We start from the raw sequence: 17060 nt of genomic DNA, 5'->3' as shown, positions 1-17060 counted from the left end.
AATTGATCGTGCGTTGCTAAGCGTCCACGTCGAACGTCACCGTTTGGCCGGTAGCGATGTCAAGTCGATACAAATCGACATCTTTGTTTCCGAAGCGACCGTCACCAATCTCTGCGTCAATCTCCAATAAACTGCCGCCCGACAATGTGACGGTCTGTGCCGTACTTAATTGGTCCCCAGCGAGATCGGGATCATCGTCCACAATTTCGATGGTTGCGAGAGCCATGGTGATCGGTGCGCCGACGGCGTTGGACAATTGCACCGTGAATGTCTCGTCAGACTCCATCGCACCATCGTCGACGATGCCCACAGGAATTGACTTTGACACTTCACCGGGAGAAAAAGTCAACGTCCCATTGCTGGATGTATAGTCCGTGCCGGCAAGTGCCGACCCGGCGACCACGCTGAAATCAACGGTGACAACGGATGTCGATTCGGCGCTGAGCGACACAACCACATTTGCCATGCCGTCATCCTCCTGTGCAGTCAAGTCGGCTACGCTCAGTTCTGGAACCGGAGGCGAATTGCCTAAAACCTGCAATCGGTAGGCACCGGTGTAACTCGCATGTCCGTATCCACTGTCGCCGACCGTTGGATCATACGAAGTATTCGACTGCGAACTGACTCCGACGTAGTAAGTCGCGGTCTGATCCGCCGTGAATGAAAGGTAATCATCGGCCCAACCATAGCCGCCGTAGTCGTTCGGGCTGCTTGCATAGCCGTAGCGGTAGTATTCACCACCTGGAGTGATGTCGGTCCCAGCCGAGTCGAAAATGCGAAGGTAGCTATCCAGGTTGCTCAGGTTGTTGCCGTTGTCGTCATAATAGGCGTCGACGTCGAACGTCACCGTCTGGCCATCGACGATGTCAACTCGATACAGGTCCACATCTTTGACACCGAACAGACCATCTCCGATCGAGGCGTCAAACTCCTGCATTTGGTTCGGCTGCAGCGAGACAACATGAGCCGAAGCAAGGTCGTCCCCGGCGAGGTCTGCGGCCAGCATCTGACGCTTTTCGAGCGTTTCGCTCGAAAGGCGGCGATTTAATTGCGCCGTGAGGCGTTTTCTCTTCCGAGGTGCCTGAACAAACCGTCTAAGCAAGCTCGCCTTAACATTGGAAAGTCGGTCAGTCATTGACTTGCTCTCTTCTATAGGTAAACCGTCCAGGAAGGTGAATATCGCTATCCACGTTGAGGTGGCAATCATCGCTAGAGAGCGATAACGTGTCCTCGGTAATCATTGGAAACGCATGGGGGGACGCGACGCAACCATGGGGCGTCGATCCTAGCCCCATTTCTCGAAAAGATTTCCTGGTCCGCAGAGCAAGGGGATACGATTGCGAAATCTTCACTCACAAGGAATTTGAAAGTGGAACCTGGACTGAACAATATTTCAGCACGGCTTAAAGAATCTCTGCAGATGCACCAACGTGGCAACACCGTCGGGGCTGAACGAGGCTATCGCAACATTCTCGAGTTGGATCCTGACAACGTCGACGCCAATCATCTACTTGGCATGCTTTTTCACGAACGAGGAGAATCAGCTGAAGCAATATCACATGTTGAACGAGCTGTTCATTTGCACCCCGGTTCGGCTGCATTGCTCAATTCGCTATGCGTTGTCTTGATGGGCGAAAAACGGTTTCGTTCCGCAGAAGAAGCCGCGCTGTTGGCAATCCGAATTGCCCCTGATCACCCCGAGGCGAGGCGAAATCTAAGCAAATGTCGAGCATTGCTAACGGAACTCAGCGGGAGCTTTTCTAGCCACGATCAATCGGCGGGGTGCATCTCCCAAATGCAAGCACAGCTTGCAGAAATCCAACGGTACCCAACCAGAACACATCTTCTAAGGACGCTGTTCAGCCTTGGCGAGCAGACAGGGCGTTTGGATATCGTTGTAGAAGCGTGCGTGTTCGTTTTGAAGAAGAATCCGTCTAGTGTGCCCGGACATCTCATTCTTGGAATGCTGTTTTCATCACGCATCCCACCTGAACAGATGCACCAAACAGGACTCGATCAAAGAACTGCTTTAAGGCGTCTAGCTTACCACCACCTAAAGCAAGCGTTCACGCTTCGGCCGAGTCCAGAGACATTGGATGCATGGGGAGTAGCATTACTGAATGCCAATCGGCAGCGAGACGCAATTGCCAAGTTCGACTCGGCGATAGCGATTGACAAAAGGTTTGCGAAAAGCTTCGAGAACCGTGGTCGAGCCCATCTCGAATTGGGGCAGATAGCCGACGCGGTCGCGGACTATAAGAAAGCAATCGCGATCGACGCGAGCCTTGGGCTTGCCCAATACGACTTAGCGAAGATTGGTCAGGACCGCGTCGGAACACTAACCGACACTGCGTCGCTCCTGAATATCCTAGAATCACAGACCTTGAGTACGCGAAAACGCAGTCTGCTAAATTATGCGTTGGGTTTTCGGCATGAACAGGATGGCGAGTCCACAAAAGCATTCGAGCGATTTCGGATTGCAAATCAATCTAAGATTAGATCCTCATCTGATCGTTCGAAAACGTGGCGATCGGAAGTGGAAGCGTCGAAACGCGTTTTCTCTGCTGATCGCTTGGGAAATATGCCAGCAGGATATGATCACGAAAGTCCAATTTTCATCGTCTCAATGCCGCGATCGGGAACCACTTTGATCGAAACCGTTCTGTCGCGGCATCCAAGTGTTGCCGCAGGTGGAGAAATGTTCGCCATCTCAGACCTCGCGCATACTCTTCATCGCCGACTCAAGACTGAGCTAGTGTACCCAGATTGCATGTCTCTTCTACAGCCGGAATTCGCAGAGGCTTTAGGACGCGAGTACTGTGAACACGCATTCCACGAAACGAAGGGCTTCATCAATATCGCAGATCGACAAGGACAGCTTCGCATCACCGATAAGATGCCGACGAACTTTTGGTACGTTGGCTTGATCGCTTCTATCCTCCCAAAAGCCCAGTTCATTCATGTTGACCGAAACCCCATGGATGTGTGCCTGTCTTGCTTCAAACAAAACCTAACCTGGCCGTTTTGTGACCTAGAAGCGATTGTCACCTATCTTGAAGCATACCGTTCCCTGATGACGCATTGGAAAACGCACCTGCCGAACATGATCTGGACTGTTCGGTACGAGGAGTTTGTTGCATCCCCAGAGAAGGAGACGAAACAAATGCTTCGATTCTGTGATCTTCCGTGGGACGAGTCTTGCCTGAACTCCTCATTGAAGAAGACTTCAGTTCAGACCCCCAGCAAGTGGCAAGTGCGCCAGCCAATCTACCAAAGCTCCGTGGGGGGATGGAAGAGATACGAAAACCAACTAAAGGAACTTCAGACGTTATTGGTTGACAAAGGCTTTCGAGTCGAGTGATCACTTCGGAAGGCTTGTAATACCAATCTTAATCCCCTGCGTTTAAGACCGATGAACTGATGCCTTTGATTAGCAGTGAAACGTTGTGGTCGATGCGTTTCGCTCCCGACAATCAACACTTGTTTGCGGGCGGAAGCGGAAAGGTTGATGTCTGGGAATTCCAGCGTAACGCAAGACTTCAGCGTCAATCCATTCACCGAGGTTACGTTCACTCGCTCGCTGTGTCGGCAGACGGAAGCCACTTCGCCGCGGTTGGAAGCATCGGTGGTTCGCTCGAAGTTTTCTCTCGCAACGAGTGACTCAGGCATCCATCAGGTGCGACTCATCTCACGCTGCAGCCAAGCCCGCGCGTAGGCCCAATTGCGTTTGGTGGTTCGGGCGGAGGTACCGAGAATCTCGGCGGTCTCTTCGATGGTCAGTCCAGTGAAGTAGCGAAGTTCGACCAGCTTGGCCAACGCAGGATCTTCGCCGCCCAACTTGTTCAACGCTTCATCCAGAGTCAACAGTTCGTCGATGTCATCGGAATCTACGGATGCAACATCGTTGTTCAATTCGCGACGGACCAGGTCTCCACCTCGTTTTGCACGCTTCTTACTGCGAGCATTCTCGATCAGAATCCGCCGCATTGCTTCCGCGGCGGCGGCAAAGAAGTGGCCTCGTCCGTCCCAATGCTGCGAGTCATTCCCGCCGACCAATCGCAGGAACGCTTCATGGACGAGTGCCGTTGGCTGCAATGTGTGCCCCGGCTTTTCGTGGTTCATTCGGCTCGAGGCCAAACGTCGCAATTCGTCATAAACCAACGGCAGCAAATCCCCCGCCGCGTTGGGATCGCCTTCATCAATGGCCGTTAAGATTCGTGTGATATCGCGATTCATCGGTCTCATCATAACCGATCAATCCAGTTTGCAATCCTTTTCCGGCTCGCGGACCAACAATCAAACGTAACGATCGATGACGAAACCACCTTCATCAATGTCACCGGCCAATGACCGCGAAAAGGCTTCTGTGTCGACGCTGTTTTCTTCCAGCACACTGGCCAACGCCGAGCGGATTTCATCGGTGGTCGCGTTGCCATCGGAATCCGCGGCGAGCTGTTCCAACGAGTCAATGATTTGACTCACCAACTCATCGGCCGACGCTTCCTCGACGCCAACCGAGAGCAACGCCGATTCAATGGAGCTTGCTGAACTGTCGTCTTTCGGCGGTGGCGGTGGTCCCTGAGGGCGTCCGCCACCGGATGGTCGGTTGGCCCGGAGTGCTTGTTCGACTTCGGCCGAGTCGATCCCGTTTGCATCCAAGACTTCTTCCACCGCCGACCGAAACGCTTGGCTTTGGTTGCCATCGGACGACTCCGATTGCAGCTTCGAAATGGCATCGTCGATTTGGGCCAGCACTTTGGTGGCGGTTGTGTCATCCACCCCAACGCTCTGCAGCGCACTTGCCAACTGCTCTTCGCTCGGTGGCGGTGGACCTTGTCTGCGAGCCTGAGTGGAAGAACTCTGAGCTGAGAGGCTTTGGGTGCTAACGGAGGAGGTGAGACCGGAAAGATTCATCGGATGGGATCCTTCAATGGAGAGCCTTGATATCACGCAAACACTTCGCGTTTTCATCAGGTAGGCAACACCGATGTCGGTGCGGCAGCAGTGAACTCTTGGCCTATTCTTTCCGAAAGGCCAATGATTTCCGGATGTTTTTCGACATTGGCACAATTCTCAAAAAAAGCTTTGAAAGCGTGTCCCTATGCGGCTCGCGATGACGCATTAGTTCTTCGGTAAACGTTTTTTCGATGCCTCATATGACCTTTTGAGTGCGAATGGTGAGGCCAAAGTTCCCTTCTCAGAAGGTCGCTCTTCGAACGACCGGCGACCAGCCTTTTGGCGTTTCGCACAGACTCGCTCGTGCCCCTCCTCCTCTTCTCTTCCAAGGTCCAATCGTGAATCGAACATTGCAATGCCTCGTCGTGGCAGGAACGATTTCCTTCCCTAATCTTCTTGCTGCCCAGCCTCCCGGACGCGGTGGGCAAGGTGGAATGAATGGTCGCGGTGGCCCACCACCTGAAATGATTTACCAACTCTTCACCACCGCGGATGCGAACAACGATGGAAGCGTCACGAAGGCAGAGTTGATGGCGGTGATGCAAAACCAAAGTCGCGGCAATCAACTTGGTCGAGGTGGGCCGCCACCGATGAACGGTGACCTTCGACCGGGCAATCCCGGTGGTGATCAACCACCGCAAGGTGAACGCGGTGGACAGCACGGACCGCCACCCGAGCCTGGCCAGGTCTTGCCAGATCCGGTTGCACAGTCACTGAACTTGAACGAGCGTCAATCTCGTCAGCTTGCCGCGTTGCAAGCCGAAGTCGATCGACGACTCGCCGCGATTCTGACGGACGAGCAACAGACCCAACTTCGTTCCGCGCGTGCGCCTCAAGGGCCCAACCCGATGGAAGCCGGTGGCGACGCTCGTCTCAACCAACGACCACAGCGCCCTCAGTGATGAACCACAACAACATCAAACGCTTAAGCAAAAGCATTCGAGCGTCGTTTGGATGGACGGCTGGCAACCAAAGTTTGCCAGCCAACTCCTCATCGCTGCCGCGACTTGCCGCCGTGAAAAACCGGTTGTGGCTGGCGTCTCCGATCTTGTTCTTGCTGGGTTCTGCTGGATTGGTGATGGCCCAGCAACATTCGCCTTCGCGATTGCCAGACATCAACCCGATGCGTGGCGAGTCGGGTGCGGCAACCAGCGGAGTGCCCCTCGACTTGCGTGATGCTTCCCGACCGCTCCTAAGAAACGATTTGCCGCTACGATTGTTTCATGACCAATCCGACTGAACGAGCGATTTTTCTACAAGCGATCGAGGAAGAGAATCCTGAAGAGCGGATGGCGTACTTGGATTCGGCCTGCGGAAGCGATGCGGTGCTTCGAAAGACGATCGAAGAACTGCTCGCCGCTCATGAACAGCCCGCTGCCTTGCTGGACCATCCAATCGGCGCCGACCGCAGTCTTCCATCGTTTGCAGAACCCGTCCCGGTTGAACTTGTCGAACATATCGGCATGCAAATCGGAACGTACACGCTCCGTGAACAAATTGGCGAAGGTGGGTTTGGGCTGGTCTTTGTCGCGGAACAAGAACATCCGGTCCGCCGGCGTGTGGCGCTGAAGATTGTCAAACCGGGCGTTGGATCAAAAGAGGTGATCGCTAGGTTCGAGGCCGAACGACAAGCGGTCGCGTTGATGAATCATCCCAATATCGCCCAGGTTTTCGATGCGGGAGTGACCGCCGATTACCGGCCCTACTTCGTCATGGAATTGGTGCGGGGATTGCCCATCACCGAGTTCTGCGACGAGAAACAGATGGACGTTCGCGAACGTTTGAATCTGATGATCGATGTGTGTTCCGCCGTCCATCACGCTCATCAAAAAGGTGTCATTCACCGAGACATCAAACCATCCAACGTCATGGTGACGCTGCACGACGACCGAGCGGTCGCGAAAGTGATTGACTTTGGTGTGGCCAAAGCGCTCGATCAAAAGCTGACGGACAAAACGGTTTACACGCGATTCTTTTCGATGATCGGAACGCCGCTTTATATGAGTCCCGAACAAGCCGAGATGAGCAGCCTGGACGTCGACACTCGCAGCGACATCTATTCGCTCGGCGTTTTGATGTATGAGTTGCTGGTGGGTGCTACGCCTTTCGATCGCGGCCGTTTGGATTCCGTCGGTCTAGACGAAATGCGGCGAATCATTCGCGAAGAAGAGCCACCACGCCCCAGCACCCGGTTGTCGACTTTGACCGCGGAACGCATTCGCAGTTTGGGTCTTCAGAACGGTGGGGCCGGCACATCTCAATCACGAAGCTTGAGTTCCGACCTGCGAGGCGATTTGGACTGGATCGTGATGAAGGCGTTGGAAAAAGACCGGACGCGGCGATACGATTCCGCGGCATCATTGGCTGATGACATTCGCCACTACCTCCATGGCGAACCGGTCACCGCCAGACCGCCCAGCAAGTTTTATCGATTCCAGAAGTTCGCTCGCCGCAATCGCGTCGCCATCGGCACCGCCACCCTGGTCAGCTGCACGTTGATACTGGGCACCGCCGCGAGTCTTTGGCAAATGTCGGAGGCAATTCGAGAACGCAACGCGAAGGACGAAGCACTTCGCGATGCGATGGTCTCGAAAACAGAGGCAATCGCCGCGAAACAGAAAGTCGAACGATTCGCGGAAGGATTGAAGGTTGCCAACGAATTGGTCGCCAGCGGCCAAACGCACGCCAACTCAGGACAGTGGAAAGAAGCCGCTCGCGATTTTGACGCCGCGGTTGAAATCCAACCCAGCTACGACTTGCCGCGTGTTCAACGAGCCCAACTGTTTTCTCGATTGCGTCTTTGGCCAGAAGCCGCCCAAGACTACGCGATCGCACTCGCCTCCGGCGCGCGAGCGTCTCAACCGCAGTGGTGGGGCGTCCCCGCGTTGTTTCTCTATCAGGGATACACCGACGAATACCGTCAGTTGGCAGAGCAATACCAAACGCAACTGCTGGAAGAGCCGGAGCAGCCCCATTGGTTACTCATTCGTGGCTTGGCGGCAAGCGATGCGACGGAATCGTCGATCGATCGCAAAGCCATTTCGGATCTAGCCCACGTCTGGTTGTGGCAACGCGAATTTGGACCGCCCCCGCGTGACGATCGGTCTCGCCAATCGAGTGATCGTCGAAAGCGAGACTATCTCGGACGACTCCCACCGACCGAAGATTCCCCGTTGAGCGTTTGCCAATACAGCACCGGCTTGGCTGAACTTCGAAACGGCGAATACAAGTCCGCTGCCGAACAGTTTTTGGAAGCTGCGGATGATCATCGTTGGCCAGCAAGATACATCGTCGATTCGCCGCTGGCGATTGCCTATCACCACCAAAGCAACACTAAACTCGCCCAACAATCCCTGGAACGTGCCACGGAAAACCTCACGCAGCGTCTCGAGGAATTGCAACGACCAAACCAAATGGCTCACTCGTCGCCTTGGTTTGATTTGATCGAAGCACTGCTACTGCACGAAGAGGCGTGCCGGACCATTACCGACACGCCCTCAACGCTACGTCCCCAGCTCGATCAACTTCGGCAAGCATCGGTGAAGCTGATCGAGCCACGCTAAACATTCGCCGTTCACACCAAGACGGCAAAGTCCATCCCGCGTAGTGACTCCTCGCCGTTGCTGACTTGCACGTTGAGCGAACCACTGCCAAGCACGGTGTACTCTTCCGAGGTTGCCGTCTGGATGGTGTACGCTCCGGACTGAGCGATGTCGTTGAAACGGTAATTCCCACGTTCGTCCGTGATCGCCGTGTCCACCACTTCGCCATCGCTGTCCAGGAGCTCCACCACCACTCCGACCATTGGTTCGGGGCCACGGTCATCCCGACGATCGCGTTGACCAGACCGGTTGCCGGACTGATCGCGAGCCAACAAATCCACATCCGAATCGGGCACAATTCCGGACTCACCGTCTCCCAGAAGCTGCCCACGGTTGTTGTTTTCTGTCGTCACAGGCTGCTCAGCAACCACCGAACCGGTGATCGTTGGCGAGAAGAAGAACACGTTTTCCTGCAACGAATCGATGTTGGTGTTGCGAGCGATGATGTCCCCCAGCGAAGTGTTCTCGATCTCGCGAATTTCGCGATCCGTCATTGTGTTTTCGTACCAGAACCGATCTCCATCGCGAAGTCGCTCGAACTGATCCGCGATAATAGCCGTCGCGGTTTCGCCCAGCGATCCATCCTCCGTGTGATCTTCCGCCAACACACCAACCCACAGGTCGATGTTGTTCACATCTCCGTACAAGGCTTCCAAATTGACAGCAATATCAGCATCACTGGTGATTTGGTCGATCGACTCCACGGCTTCCAATCCATACGCTTCTCGCGTCGAGTTGAAATCAGCCAACCCGTGATCGCGGCCACGTTGGATGTTGAGTGACACCAGATCAAACCCACCGGCTCCGGGAGGCCCGAACAAGAAATTCCGCAAGCTATCGACAACTTCTAAATCCACTTCTTGTGACAAGGTCGACGCGGCGTATTTCAACAGGGGATCGATCCCCGTGTCTTCCAACAAGCCCGGCTGGAAGAAAGCATTGGCGAGGGCAATCGAATCGGCCATCTCGTTGCCGTCATCGTCCACGAACCGGAACTCGTCATTCAGCGTCGTGTGACCGAACCGGAACGCGGCGGTTGAGAATTCGTTGGCAATCGACGGGTCCACGGTTGAGTCATACCCGGTGTATTGCGAGATCGCATTTTCACCCAACAACGCGGGCAAGTATTCGTTCAGCGTGATCGACTGCATTTCCGCAATCACGGTTGCTCGAGCCTGCTGGTAGATTTCCTCATCGCTGAGCGAAGGATTGTCGGCAGAGATTTCATCCGCCAATCGGTTGTGTTCACGCAAGAACAAAGCATGCATGGATGTCAGCACAACGTTCTCGGCCGCACGAATGTCGCCGGCGAGCAACCCATCGTTTTCATCCGTTGGCAACAAGCCGTCATCGGTTATCAGCAAACGTCCACCGACGAACTCACGCAGAGCATCGGCGGTTGCTTGATCGCTGCCGTAGACCTGTGAACCATCAATCCAAGCCGTGATCGCATTGACTTGTTCGGCGGGATTGTCGACGGACGTTCCTGTTCCTTCCGCGAATTCAGACCGTGTCAAACCAATGGTGACTTCGCCCGTGTTGAAGGGATCGAAGAATGCGTCGCCCTCGGGAACTTCGATGTCAAACGATTCACCATCTGCGTCAGGTGACAAAGACAAATCGATGTCATGATCGATGAATTGGCCCCACGCGAAAACGAATGAACTCAAGTCTCGATCGTTTGAGGTTCCCTCCGGGTCAGCCGCCGCCAACGCGTTGCTGATCTCTCGAGCACTTGGTCGGTCTTCACCTCCGGGTTCAGAGATTCCGTCGGCATAGTCATTCTCAGCGACACGCAGCAACTCGGTGTCAGTGGATCCGAGTTCGGGGTTTTCCACGTTGTTGCCAGTTCCATCGATCGATCGAACTTCGTCGGCAACTGAATCCGTTTCATCGGGATTGTCAGGACGATCTTTCGGCTGATCATGATCGCCGCGAGAGTCTCGATCACGGTTGAGCCGGTTGATTACCATCAACGCATCAATCGCCGTGTCACGACCATCGTTGTTGACATCCGTCATCCGCCCGCGGGATGGACGGGAGTTGTTGACGCGTTGGCCTTCCGCCCCCGCACTATCGGCTTCCTGCAACTGCGAACTGAATCCACTCAACCCATCACTGTTCATCTGATTGATGATCGCCAAGGCGTCGATCGCAGATACCTGTCCGTCTTCGTTGACGTCTTCTGGAAAAGCTTCGTTGTGAAATAGATTGGCGGCCAGTAGTTTCCTCGTTTCCAACGTTTCCGATCGTAGTCGACGCCGCTGCGATCGACGCCGCCGATTCTTTGAACGAGATGATTGGTGGCCTCCGATCCAACGATTCCAGAACTTTGTCATCGCGACACCCGTGCGGTTTTCAGAAGAGAAGAGAGAAGGGCAAGCCGCGTCAGCCAAAAGCGACACGTCTCTCCTTACAGGTACGATTCGCTGCACAAAGCGCAACACTTCGGCCGAGAAAATCACCACAAATTCGGACCGACATTTTCTTGTTGCAAAATTCTTCGAAATCGTCCCCGGTTTTTTGGCCCGGTCGACCCGCCGATGACGCATTGGGTTTCAGCAGAGTCTGAATCCGATCCAACACCGAGCCGCCCCATGTCCACTCACACACTCGATCTGTCTTCCACAGACGGCTCCGTCGAGCGACGCATCAATGAAGTTCGCCAAGGAAATCGTCAGTCATTGGGCGACTTGCTGCAGCTGTATCAGAACTACCTGAGCCTTTTGGCGCAGGCTCAGATTGACGGTCGACTTCGTCGACGCATGAGCAGCTCCGATCTGGTTCAAGAAACCCTGTTGGCCGCGCATCGCGACTTCGATCAATTCCGAGGCAAAACCGAAGGAGAATGGTTGGCTTGGTTGCGACAAATTCTCAGCAATTGTTTGAGCCATGCCATCGAAAGACACTTCCACGCGAAAAAGCGTGACCTTCGCCGCGAAGTCGCATCGGAATCAATGACCAAACGACTTGATGACAGCATGGCGAGGCTGTCTCATTTTGTCGCCGCCAAGGGCAACACGCCCAGCGAAGACATGCACCAACGCGAGATGGCGGATGCGTTGTCGCTTCAACTGTCAAAGCTCAAAGACAAATACCGAGACGTGATCGTCTACCGCAATTTGCAAGGCTTGTCGTTTGAAGAGATTGGCAGCTTGATGGAGATGAAAACCGGGACCGCTCGAATGACCTGGGTGCGTGCCATCGCGAAATTGAAAGAAGTTGCCGCACCGGATGGTCAATGAAACATCCTCCACTTGTTTGACGACGAGACCCTCACCCTCCTCTACTTCTCAGAAGGCTTCCCCATGCCTCGATTCCTGCTCGTTTTCGTTTGCCTGCTCGCGACCCTGAATCAAGCCCAAGCTAGCGATTGGCCCGAGTTCCTTGGTCCCGGCGGAGCCGCTCACTCCACCGAAGTCGTTCCAACGGAATGGAACGAATCGGACAACTTGACGTGGAAGGTGAACTTGCCGGGCAGTGGATCCTCCAGCCCGATCATTGTCGGCGACCGGATCATTGTGACGTGTTATGTCGCCGAGGGTGCAACACCCCAGCGACAAGTGTTGTGCTTCGACAAGAACACGGGCGAGCAACTTTGGTCCGCTGACTTTCCAATTGATTACCGCGAAGACGGTTACCAGGGCTACATCACCGAACACGGTTATGCCAGCAACACCCCGGTGACCGACGGAGAGAACGTCTTTGTCTTTCTCAGCAAAGGCGGTGTTCACTGCCTCGATCTGAACGGCCGGAAGGTTTGGAGCGTGGACGTTGGAAAGGAATCGAGCAATCGGCGATGGGGCTCAGCAGCCAGTTTGGTCTTGTTTGAGAACATGGTCATCGTGAACGCAGCGGAAGAATCGAAGGCGATCATGGCGTTGGACAAAAACACCGGCAAAGAAGTTTGGCGTCAAGAAGCCGGTATGCTCGAGTTGACTTACGGGACACCTCGAGTGGTATCGACCGGCGATGGCAACGCCGAATTGGTCATCAGCGTGCCTTCCGAAATTTGGTCGTTGAATCCGAGAACCGGCAAACTGAATTGGTTCGCTGAATCTCCAATGACCGGCAACGTGTCGCCCTCGGTCATCGTCGATGGTGACACCGTTTATAGCTTTGGTGGATACCGAGCATCCGGCAGCATCGCGGTTCGAGTTGGTGGTGATGATGACGTGACGGATTCCCATGTGGCTTGGACGAACCGATCGAGTTCCTACGTCGCCACGCCGTTGCTGCAAGAAGACCAGTTCTACTGGATCGACGACCGCGGGATTGCGTATTGCACTTCATCCAAAGACGGCGAGGTCATCTATCGTGAACGGGTGAACAACCTGGAAAGCGGACGACCCGTCTACGCCTCCCCGATTCTGATCGGTGACCACGTCTATGTCGTCACTCGCCGAAGCGGAACCTTGGTCTATCGACCGGGCGATTCGTTCGCGCCGATCGCACAAAACAAGTTTGAATTCGATGACTCGGACTTCAACGCGTCTCCCGCCGTCTCAGATGGCAAACTCTATCTACGAAGCGACCAAGCACTCTATTGCGTTTCGAAAAACGACTAGCTTCTCTTTCGGTCGTCGCTCTTCGTTTGACCGCATCCGCTCAAAAACGCTGATCCTCCTCAGCGTTTTCCGCGTTAGCCTTCCGACCAGAAGTTTGCTGCAGAGTAGGATATATGTCTGAAATTCACAAACTGGTAGCATTCAGCACAGGCACGATTGTTCGTCACCTTCCTGGCGAACGACGTAGATTGGCGGCATGCAAAACGAGAGCCGATGATGGGGGAAGATCGATCCGCGATTCTGGTCGCCGAAAGCAATGACCAACGTCGAGTGCACCTGGAACAGGTCCTCGGTCGCCGTCACGATGTGGTCGCGGTGGAGGATGGAAAATCGGCTTGGGCACGAATGACTCAAGGTCGCTTTGACGCCGTCGTTGCCGGTTTCGATCTTCGCGAAGTTTCTGGTGTGAATCTGCTCGCCCAGACTCGTGCCCACGCAGAACTTCGCGGCGTTCCGTTTGTCTTGGTCGCTGGTCAAGCCACCTCAATTGATCCGACGACCTGGCAGCAAGTTTTCGAGTTTGAGCGGAGCGACATTCAGTGCTGTCCGATCAACGAACACGAACTGTTGGCTCGTGTTGACTCAATCATCCGACGAGCAAGGGTGAAGAACGAATCCGCCGACATGCTGCAGCGTCAAAAGTCACGTTTGCAGATTGCCCTGCAGGCTTCGCGAATGGTTGCTGTCGAATGGGACATCGCAGCGGACACAGTTCTCTATTCCGAAAACGCGATTGAGATCTTCGGAATCAAATCGCTGTCCGATCACGCGACCGGGCGAACCGCTCGAGATCTCGTTCATCAGGACGATATCGATACGGTGGAGAAAATCATCCGCAGCACGCTGCAAGGTTCTCGCGAATTCCAGGTGCAGTTTCGTGTTATTCGGCCTGACAATGGCGAAGTCGTATGGATCGAGGAACGCGGCTATGTCGCGGCTGATGCCTTTGGAAAACCAACCAAATTGATTGCGGTCGCCGTTGACATCACCGCGAGACGAAATGCCGAACAAGCGATCCAAGAACGAGAGCACTACCTGCGAGCGATCTTCGACACGACGCCTGAGTGCATCAAGGTTGTGAGGTCGGACGGCACGCTGACGCAAATGAATGCCGCTGGCCTGAAGATGATCGAAGCTGTCCCGGAGACCGATGTCGCTGGCAATTCGGTTTACAAGTTGATCGCCCCCGAGTTCCTCGATCGTTTTCGCGAATTCAACGAACGCGTGTGCGATGGTCACAGCGGCGTGATGGAATTCGACATCATTGGTCTGCGAGGCAGTCGGCGACACATGGAAACTCATGCGGTGCCGCTGTCGCTGACCAATGGCGAAACCGTTCAGTTGGCGGTCACGCGCGACATCACCGAACGCAAACGATCCGAAGCCACCCTTCGCGAGAACGAACGACGCTTCCGAGCGTTGACGCAGGCGACATCCGACATCGTGTTTCGAATGAACGCGGATTGGAGCGAGATGGGTATGCTGGAAGGGCGTGCCTTCATCGACAGCACCACCGAACCCAGTCGCTCATGGCTGGATCACTACATTCATCCGGACGACCAAACCGAGGTTCGAAAATCGGTTCAAGATTCGGTCGAAAAGCGATCGCTCTACGAACTGGAGCACCGCGTCATTCGGATCGATGGAACACTCGGGTGGATACACAGTCGAGCGGTGCCCATCTTGGACGACGCGGGCAACGTCATTGAGTGGTTTGGCGCCGGCACTGATGTGACCGAAAGAAGACAGAGCGAAGAGTTTCAGCACCGCGCCACGCAAACGCTGCTCACCGTGATCGAGCAATCCCCGTTGGGAATTTACTTGGTCGACGGCGACTTCAAGATCGCTCAAGTGAGCTTGGGAGCGGGGCCGGCCTTTCAAAACGTGCAACCGGTTCTCGGTCGTGACTTCGAGGAAGTCATGCACACGATCTGGCCTCCAGAATTCGCGAATGAAGCGGTGCGAATTTTCCGGCACACACTGAAAACCGGCGAACCGTATGTCTCGCCCGGACTGACCGAAAAGCGCAAGGACTTAGGCGAAACCGAATCTTACGAGTGGCAAGTCAACCGCATCACCTTGGCCGACGGCAGCTACGGCGTGGTTTGCTATTTCTTCGATTCCACACGTCTGCAACAAGCCGCGGATGCCTTGCGAGAGAGCGAGGTACGATTCCGGATGCTCGCCGACAACATGACGCAATTGGCGTGGACTTGTCACCATCTTGGTGAGTGCAATTGGTACAACCAACGCTGGTACGAATACACCGGCCGCACTTTTGAAGAAATGCAAGGTTGGGGATGGCGACAAATCCATCATCCCGACCATGTCGATCGAGTGGTCGAAAAAATCCAGCATGCTGCAAACGCCGGCGAGATTTGGGAAGACACCTTTCCGCTCAAAGGGAAAGACGGTCAGTACCGTTGGTTCCTTTCCCGGGCCGTCCCCATTCGTGACGAAGAAGGCAAGATCGTGCGATGGTTCGGAACCAACACCGACGTCAACGAGTTGCGTGAAACGCAGCAATTGCTCCATGACGCCGATCGTCGTAAAGACGAATTCTTGGCCATGCTCGCTCACGAGCTACGCAATCCCCTGGCTCCGATCCGAAGCGGATTGGACCTTCTCGCGATCGCGGATGATGACGAACACCGCGACGTGGTTCGAGTGATGCAGGAACAGGTAACCCACGTCGTGCGTCTGGTCGATGACCTCCTCGATGTTTCGCGAATCATGCGAGGCAAAGTCGAACTTCGCAAGGAACGCATTGAGTTTCAATCAACGGTTCGAAAAGCGATCGATGCCGTTCAAGACGTGATTGAATCTCACGGGCATTCGCTCTCGATCACTCTTCCGGAAGAAACGGTTTGGTTGGAGGCGGATCCGGTTCGCATCGTTCAGGTGCTCGAAAACCTTCTCAGCAACGCGACCAAGTACATGGACGGAAGCGGAGCGATCGAGTTATCCGCGTTCGTGAAAGATGATTCTTTGTTCATTCAGATCAAAGACGAAGGGATCGGCATCGATCAGGAATTCCTACCGAATGTCTTCGAGTTGTTTGCCCAATCCGATCGCTCACTCGACCGTTCCAAGGGCGGCCTGGGAATTGGCCTGACTCTTGTCAAACAACTGCTCGAGATGCACGGCGGAAACATTCACGCTGAAAGCGATGGGCTCGGCAAAGGCAGCAGCTTTCACATCGAACTTCCCATCGCGTCGCCGTCTGAACCCAAAGACGTTCCGATGGAACTGGAAAGCGACGGCCAAGCACGCCGAATCGCGGTGATTGATGACAATCGGGGCGCGGTCTTACTTCTCTCGAAACTGTTTGAAAAACTTGGTGCTCACGAAGTTCACACCGCCAACGATGGCGAAGCAGCACTGGAACTGATTCGAAAAGTCCATCCTGAGATCGTCCTGTTGGACATTGGGTTGCCTGGACTGAGCGGCTATGAAGTTGCCGCTGCAATTCGGCAAGATTCTCAGTTCGATGACATCTTGATGGTGGCCCTGACCGGGTATGGGCAGGACCAAGATCGTTTGAAAAGCAAGACAGCGGGCTTCGACGAGCATTTGGTCAAACCACCGTCGATTGATCAAATGCGATTTGTGTTGGCACACCCAAAGCTCAAACAATCCGGCAAAGGCGGCCAACCCTAACGAAACCACGCCACTGTGAATGAGATCCACCGCAAGGTGGCGGCAATTCCAATCGCATCAGCCGTCCTGGCGTTAGCGGGCTGCTGAGTTAGTCATATATCGAATGACAACAATTAGCCGTTTGGGCGTTAGTCTGGGTTGTTCAATCTTTGGAGTTGCGGGTCGAGGACACGGTGCAACTTTTGTCACCTCTCCCCCAACTTCGAGGTCGTGCAGTTTTTAAGTGCTGTGCTCGCAAGCTTGAATTCACCCTCCTGAACGCAGTTGGGGAGGG

General features: G+C 54.6%; 12 protein-coding genes. 8 read left to right on the top strand and 4 right to left on the bottom strand.

Annotation, left to right across the window (positions count from 1 at the left end; genetic code table 11):
* Nucleotides 1-16 precede the first annotated feature (16 nt).
* Nucleotides 17-1006, bottom strand: coding sequence for a Calx-beta domain-containing protein (locus tag B2R17_RS08645; protein ID WP_286763671.1), 990 nt, complete (start codon nucleotides 1004-1006; stop codon nucleotides 17-19).
* A 363-nt stretch (nucleotides 1007-1369) separates the two neighbouring features.
* On the opposite strand from B2R17_RS08645, the gene B2R17_RS08640 reads away from it, so the two are divergent.
* Together B2R17_RS08640 and B2R17_RS08635 are read left to right on the top strand one after the other, a co-directional pair.
* Nucleotides 1370-3361: a tetratricopeptide repeat-containing sulfotransferase family protein gene (locus B2R17_RS08640; RefSeq protein WP_286763670.1), complete on the top strand. Its 1992-nt coding sequence runs from the start codon at nucleotides 1370-1372 to the stop codon at nucleotides 3359-3361.
* Nucleotides 3362-3420: 59 nt separating this feature from the next.
* Nucleotides 3421-3660 carry a hypothetical protein gene (locus B2R17_RS08635; RefSeq protein ID WP_286763669.1) on the top strand — a complete coding sequence of 80 codons (240 nt, stop codon included), beginning with the start codon at nucleotides 3421-3423 and terminating at the stop codon, nucleotides 3658-3660.
* A gap of 12 nt (nucleotides 3661-3672) precedes the next feature.
* On the opposite strand, the gene B2R17_RS08630 is transcribed toward B2R17_RS08635, so the two are convergent.
* The gene (locus B2R17_RS08630) at nucleotides 3673-4236 is read right to left on the bottom strand and encodes an ECF-type sigma factor (RefSeq protein WP_286763668.1); all 564 of its coding nucleotides are present in this window, start codon (nucleotides 4234-4236) and stop codon (nucleotides 3673-3675) included.
* A 60-nt stretch (nucleotides 4237-4296) separates the two neighbouring features.
* Entirely contained in the window at nucleotides 4297-4914 is a 618-nt protein-coding gene (locus tag B2R17_RS08625; RefSeq protein ID WP_286763667.1) for a hypothetical protein, read from the bottom strand.
* A 380-nt stretch (nucleotides 4915-5294) separates the two neighbouring features.
* On the opposite strand from B2R17_RS08625, the gene B2R17_RS08620 reads away from it, so the two are divergent.
* The 3 genes from B2R17_RS08620 to B2R17_RS08610 are packed head-to-tail and all read left to right on the top strand — an operon-like array spanning nucleotide 5295 to nucleotide 8519.
* Nucleotides 5295-5858, top strand: coding sequence for an EF-hand domain-containing protein (locus B2R17_RS08620; protein ID WP_286763666.1), 564 nt, complete (start codon nucleotides 5295-5297; stop codon nucleotides 5856-5858).
* A complete protein-coding gene (locus B2R17_RS08615) occupies nucleotides 5858-6196 on the top strand; it encodes a hypothetical protein (RefSeq protein WP_286763665.1) in 339 nt (112 codons plus the stop codon). Before B2R17_RS08620 ends, B2R17_RS08615 begins: the two co-directional genes overlap by 1 nt.
* Nucleotides 6180-8519 carry a serine/threonine protein kinase gene (locus tag B2R17_RS08610; RefSeq protein WP_286763664.1) on the top strand — a complete coding sequence of 780 codons (2340 nt, stop codon included), beginning with the start codon at nucleotides 6180-6182 and terminating at the stop codon, nucleotides 8517-8519. Before B2R17_RS08615 ends, B2R17_RS08610 begins: the two co-directional genes overlap by 17 nt.
* 11 nt (nucleotides 8520-8530) lie before the next feature.
* Here the strand turns inward: B2R17_RS08610 and B2R17_RS08605 are convergent, their stop codons facing one another.
* Entirely contained in the window at nucleotides 8531-10963 is a 2433-nt protein-coding gene (locus B2R17_RS08605) for a peroxidase family protein (protein WP_286763663.1), read from the bottom strand.
* A 192-nt stretch (nucleotides 10964-11155) separates the two neighbouring features.
* On the opposite strand from B2R17_RS08605, the gene B2R17_RS08600 reads away from it, so the two are divergent.
* From B2R17_RS08600 to B2R17_RS08590, 3 genes are all read left to right on the top strand, one after another.
* A complete protein-coding gene (locus B2R17_RS08600) occupies nucleotides 11156-11803 on the top strand; it encodes a sigma-70 family RNA polymerase sigma factor (protein WP_286763662.1) in 648 nt (215 codons plus the stop codon).
* Nucleotides 11804-11866: 63 nt separating this feature from the next.
* The gene (locus B2R17_RS08595) at nucleotides 11867-13126 is read left to right on the top strand and encodes a PQQ-binding-like beta-propeller repeat protein (protein WP_286763672.1); all 1260 of its coding nucleotides are present in this window, start codon (nucleotides 11867-11869) and stop codon (nucleotides 13124-13126) included.
* A 213-nt stretch (nucleotides 13127-13339) separates the two neighbouring features.
* On the top strand, nucleotides 13340-16786 hold the full coding sequence (locus B2R17_RS08590; protein WP_286763661.1) for a PAS domain S-box protein: 3447 nt from the start codon (nucleotides 13340-13342) through the stop codon (nucleotides 16784-16786).
* The last annotated feature ends 274 nt before the right edge of the window (nucleotides 16787-17060 follow it).

The organism is Rhodopirellula sp. UBA1907 (genome assembly GCF_002337565.1).
Taxonomy (GTDB): Bacteria; Planctomycetota; Planctomycetia; order Pirellulales; family Pirellulaceae; genus Rhodopirellula; species Rhodopirellula europaea.
This window is presented reverse-complemented; position numbering and strand designations above follow the sequence as displayed.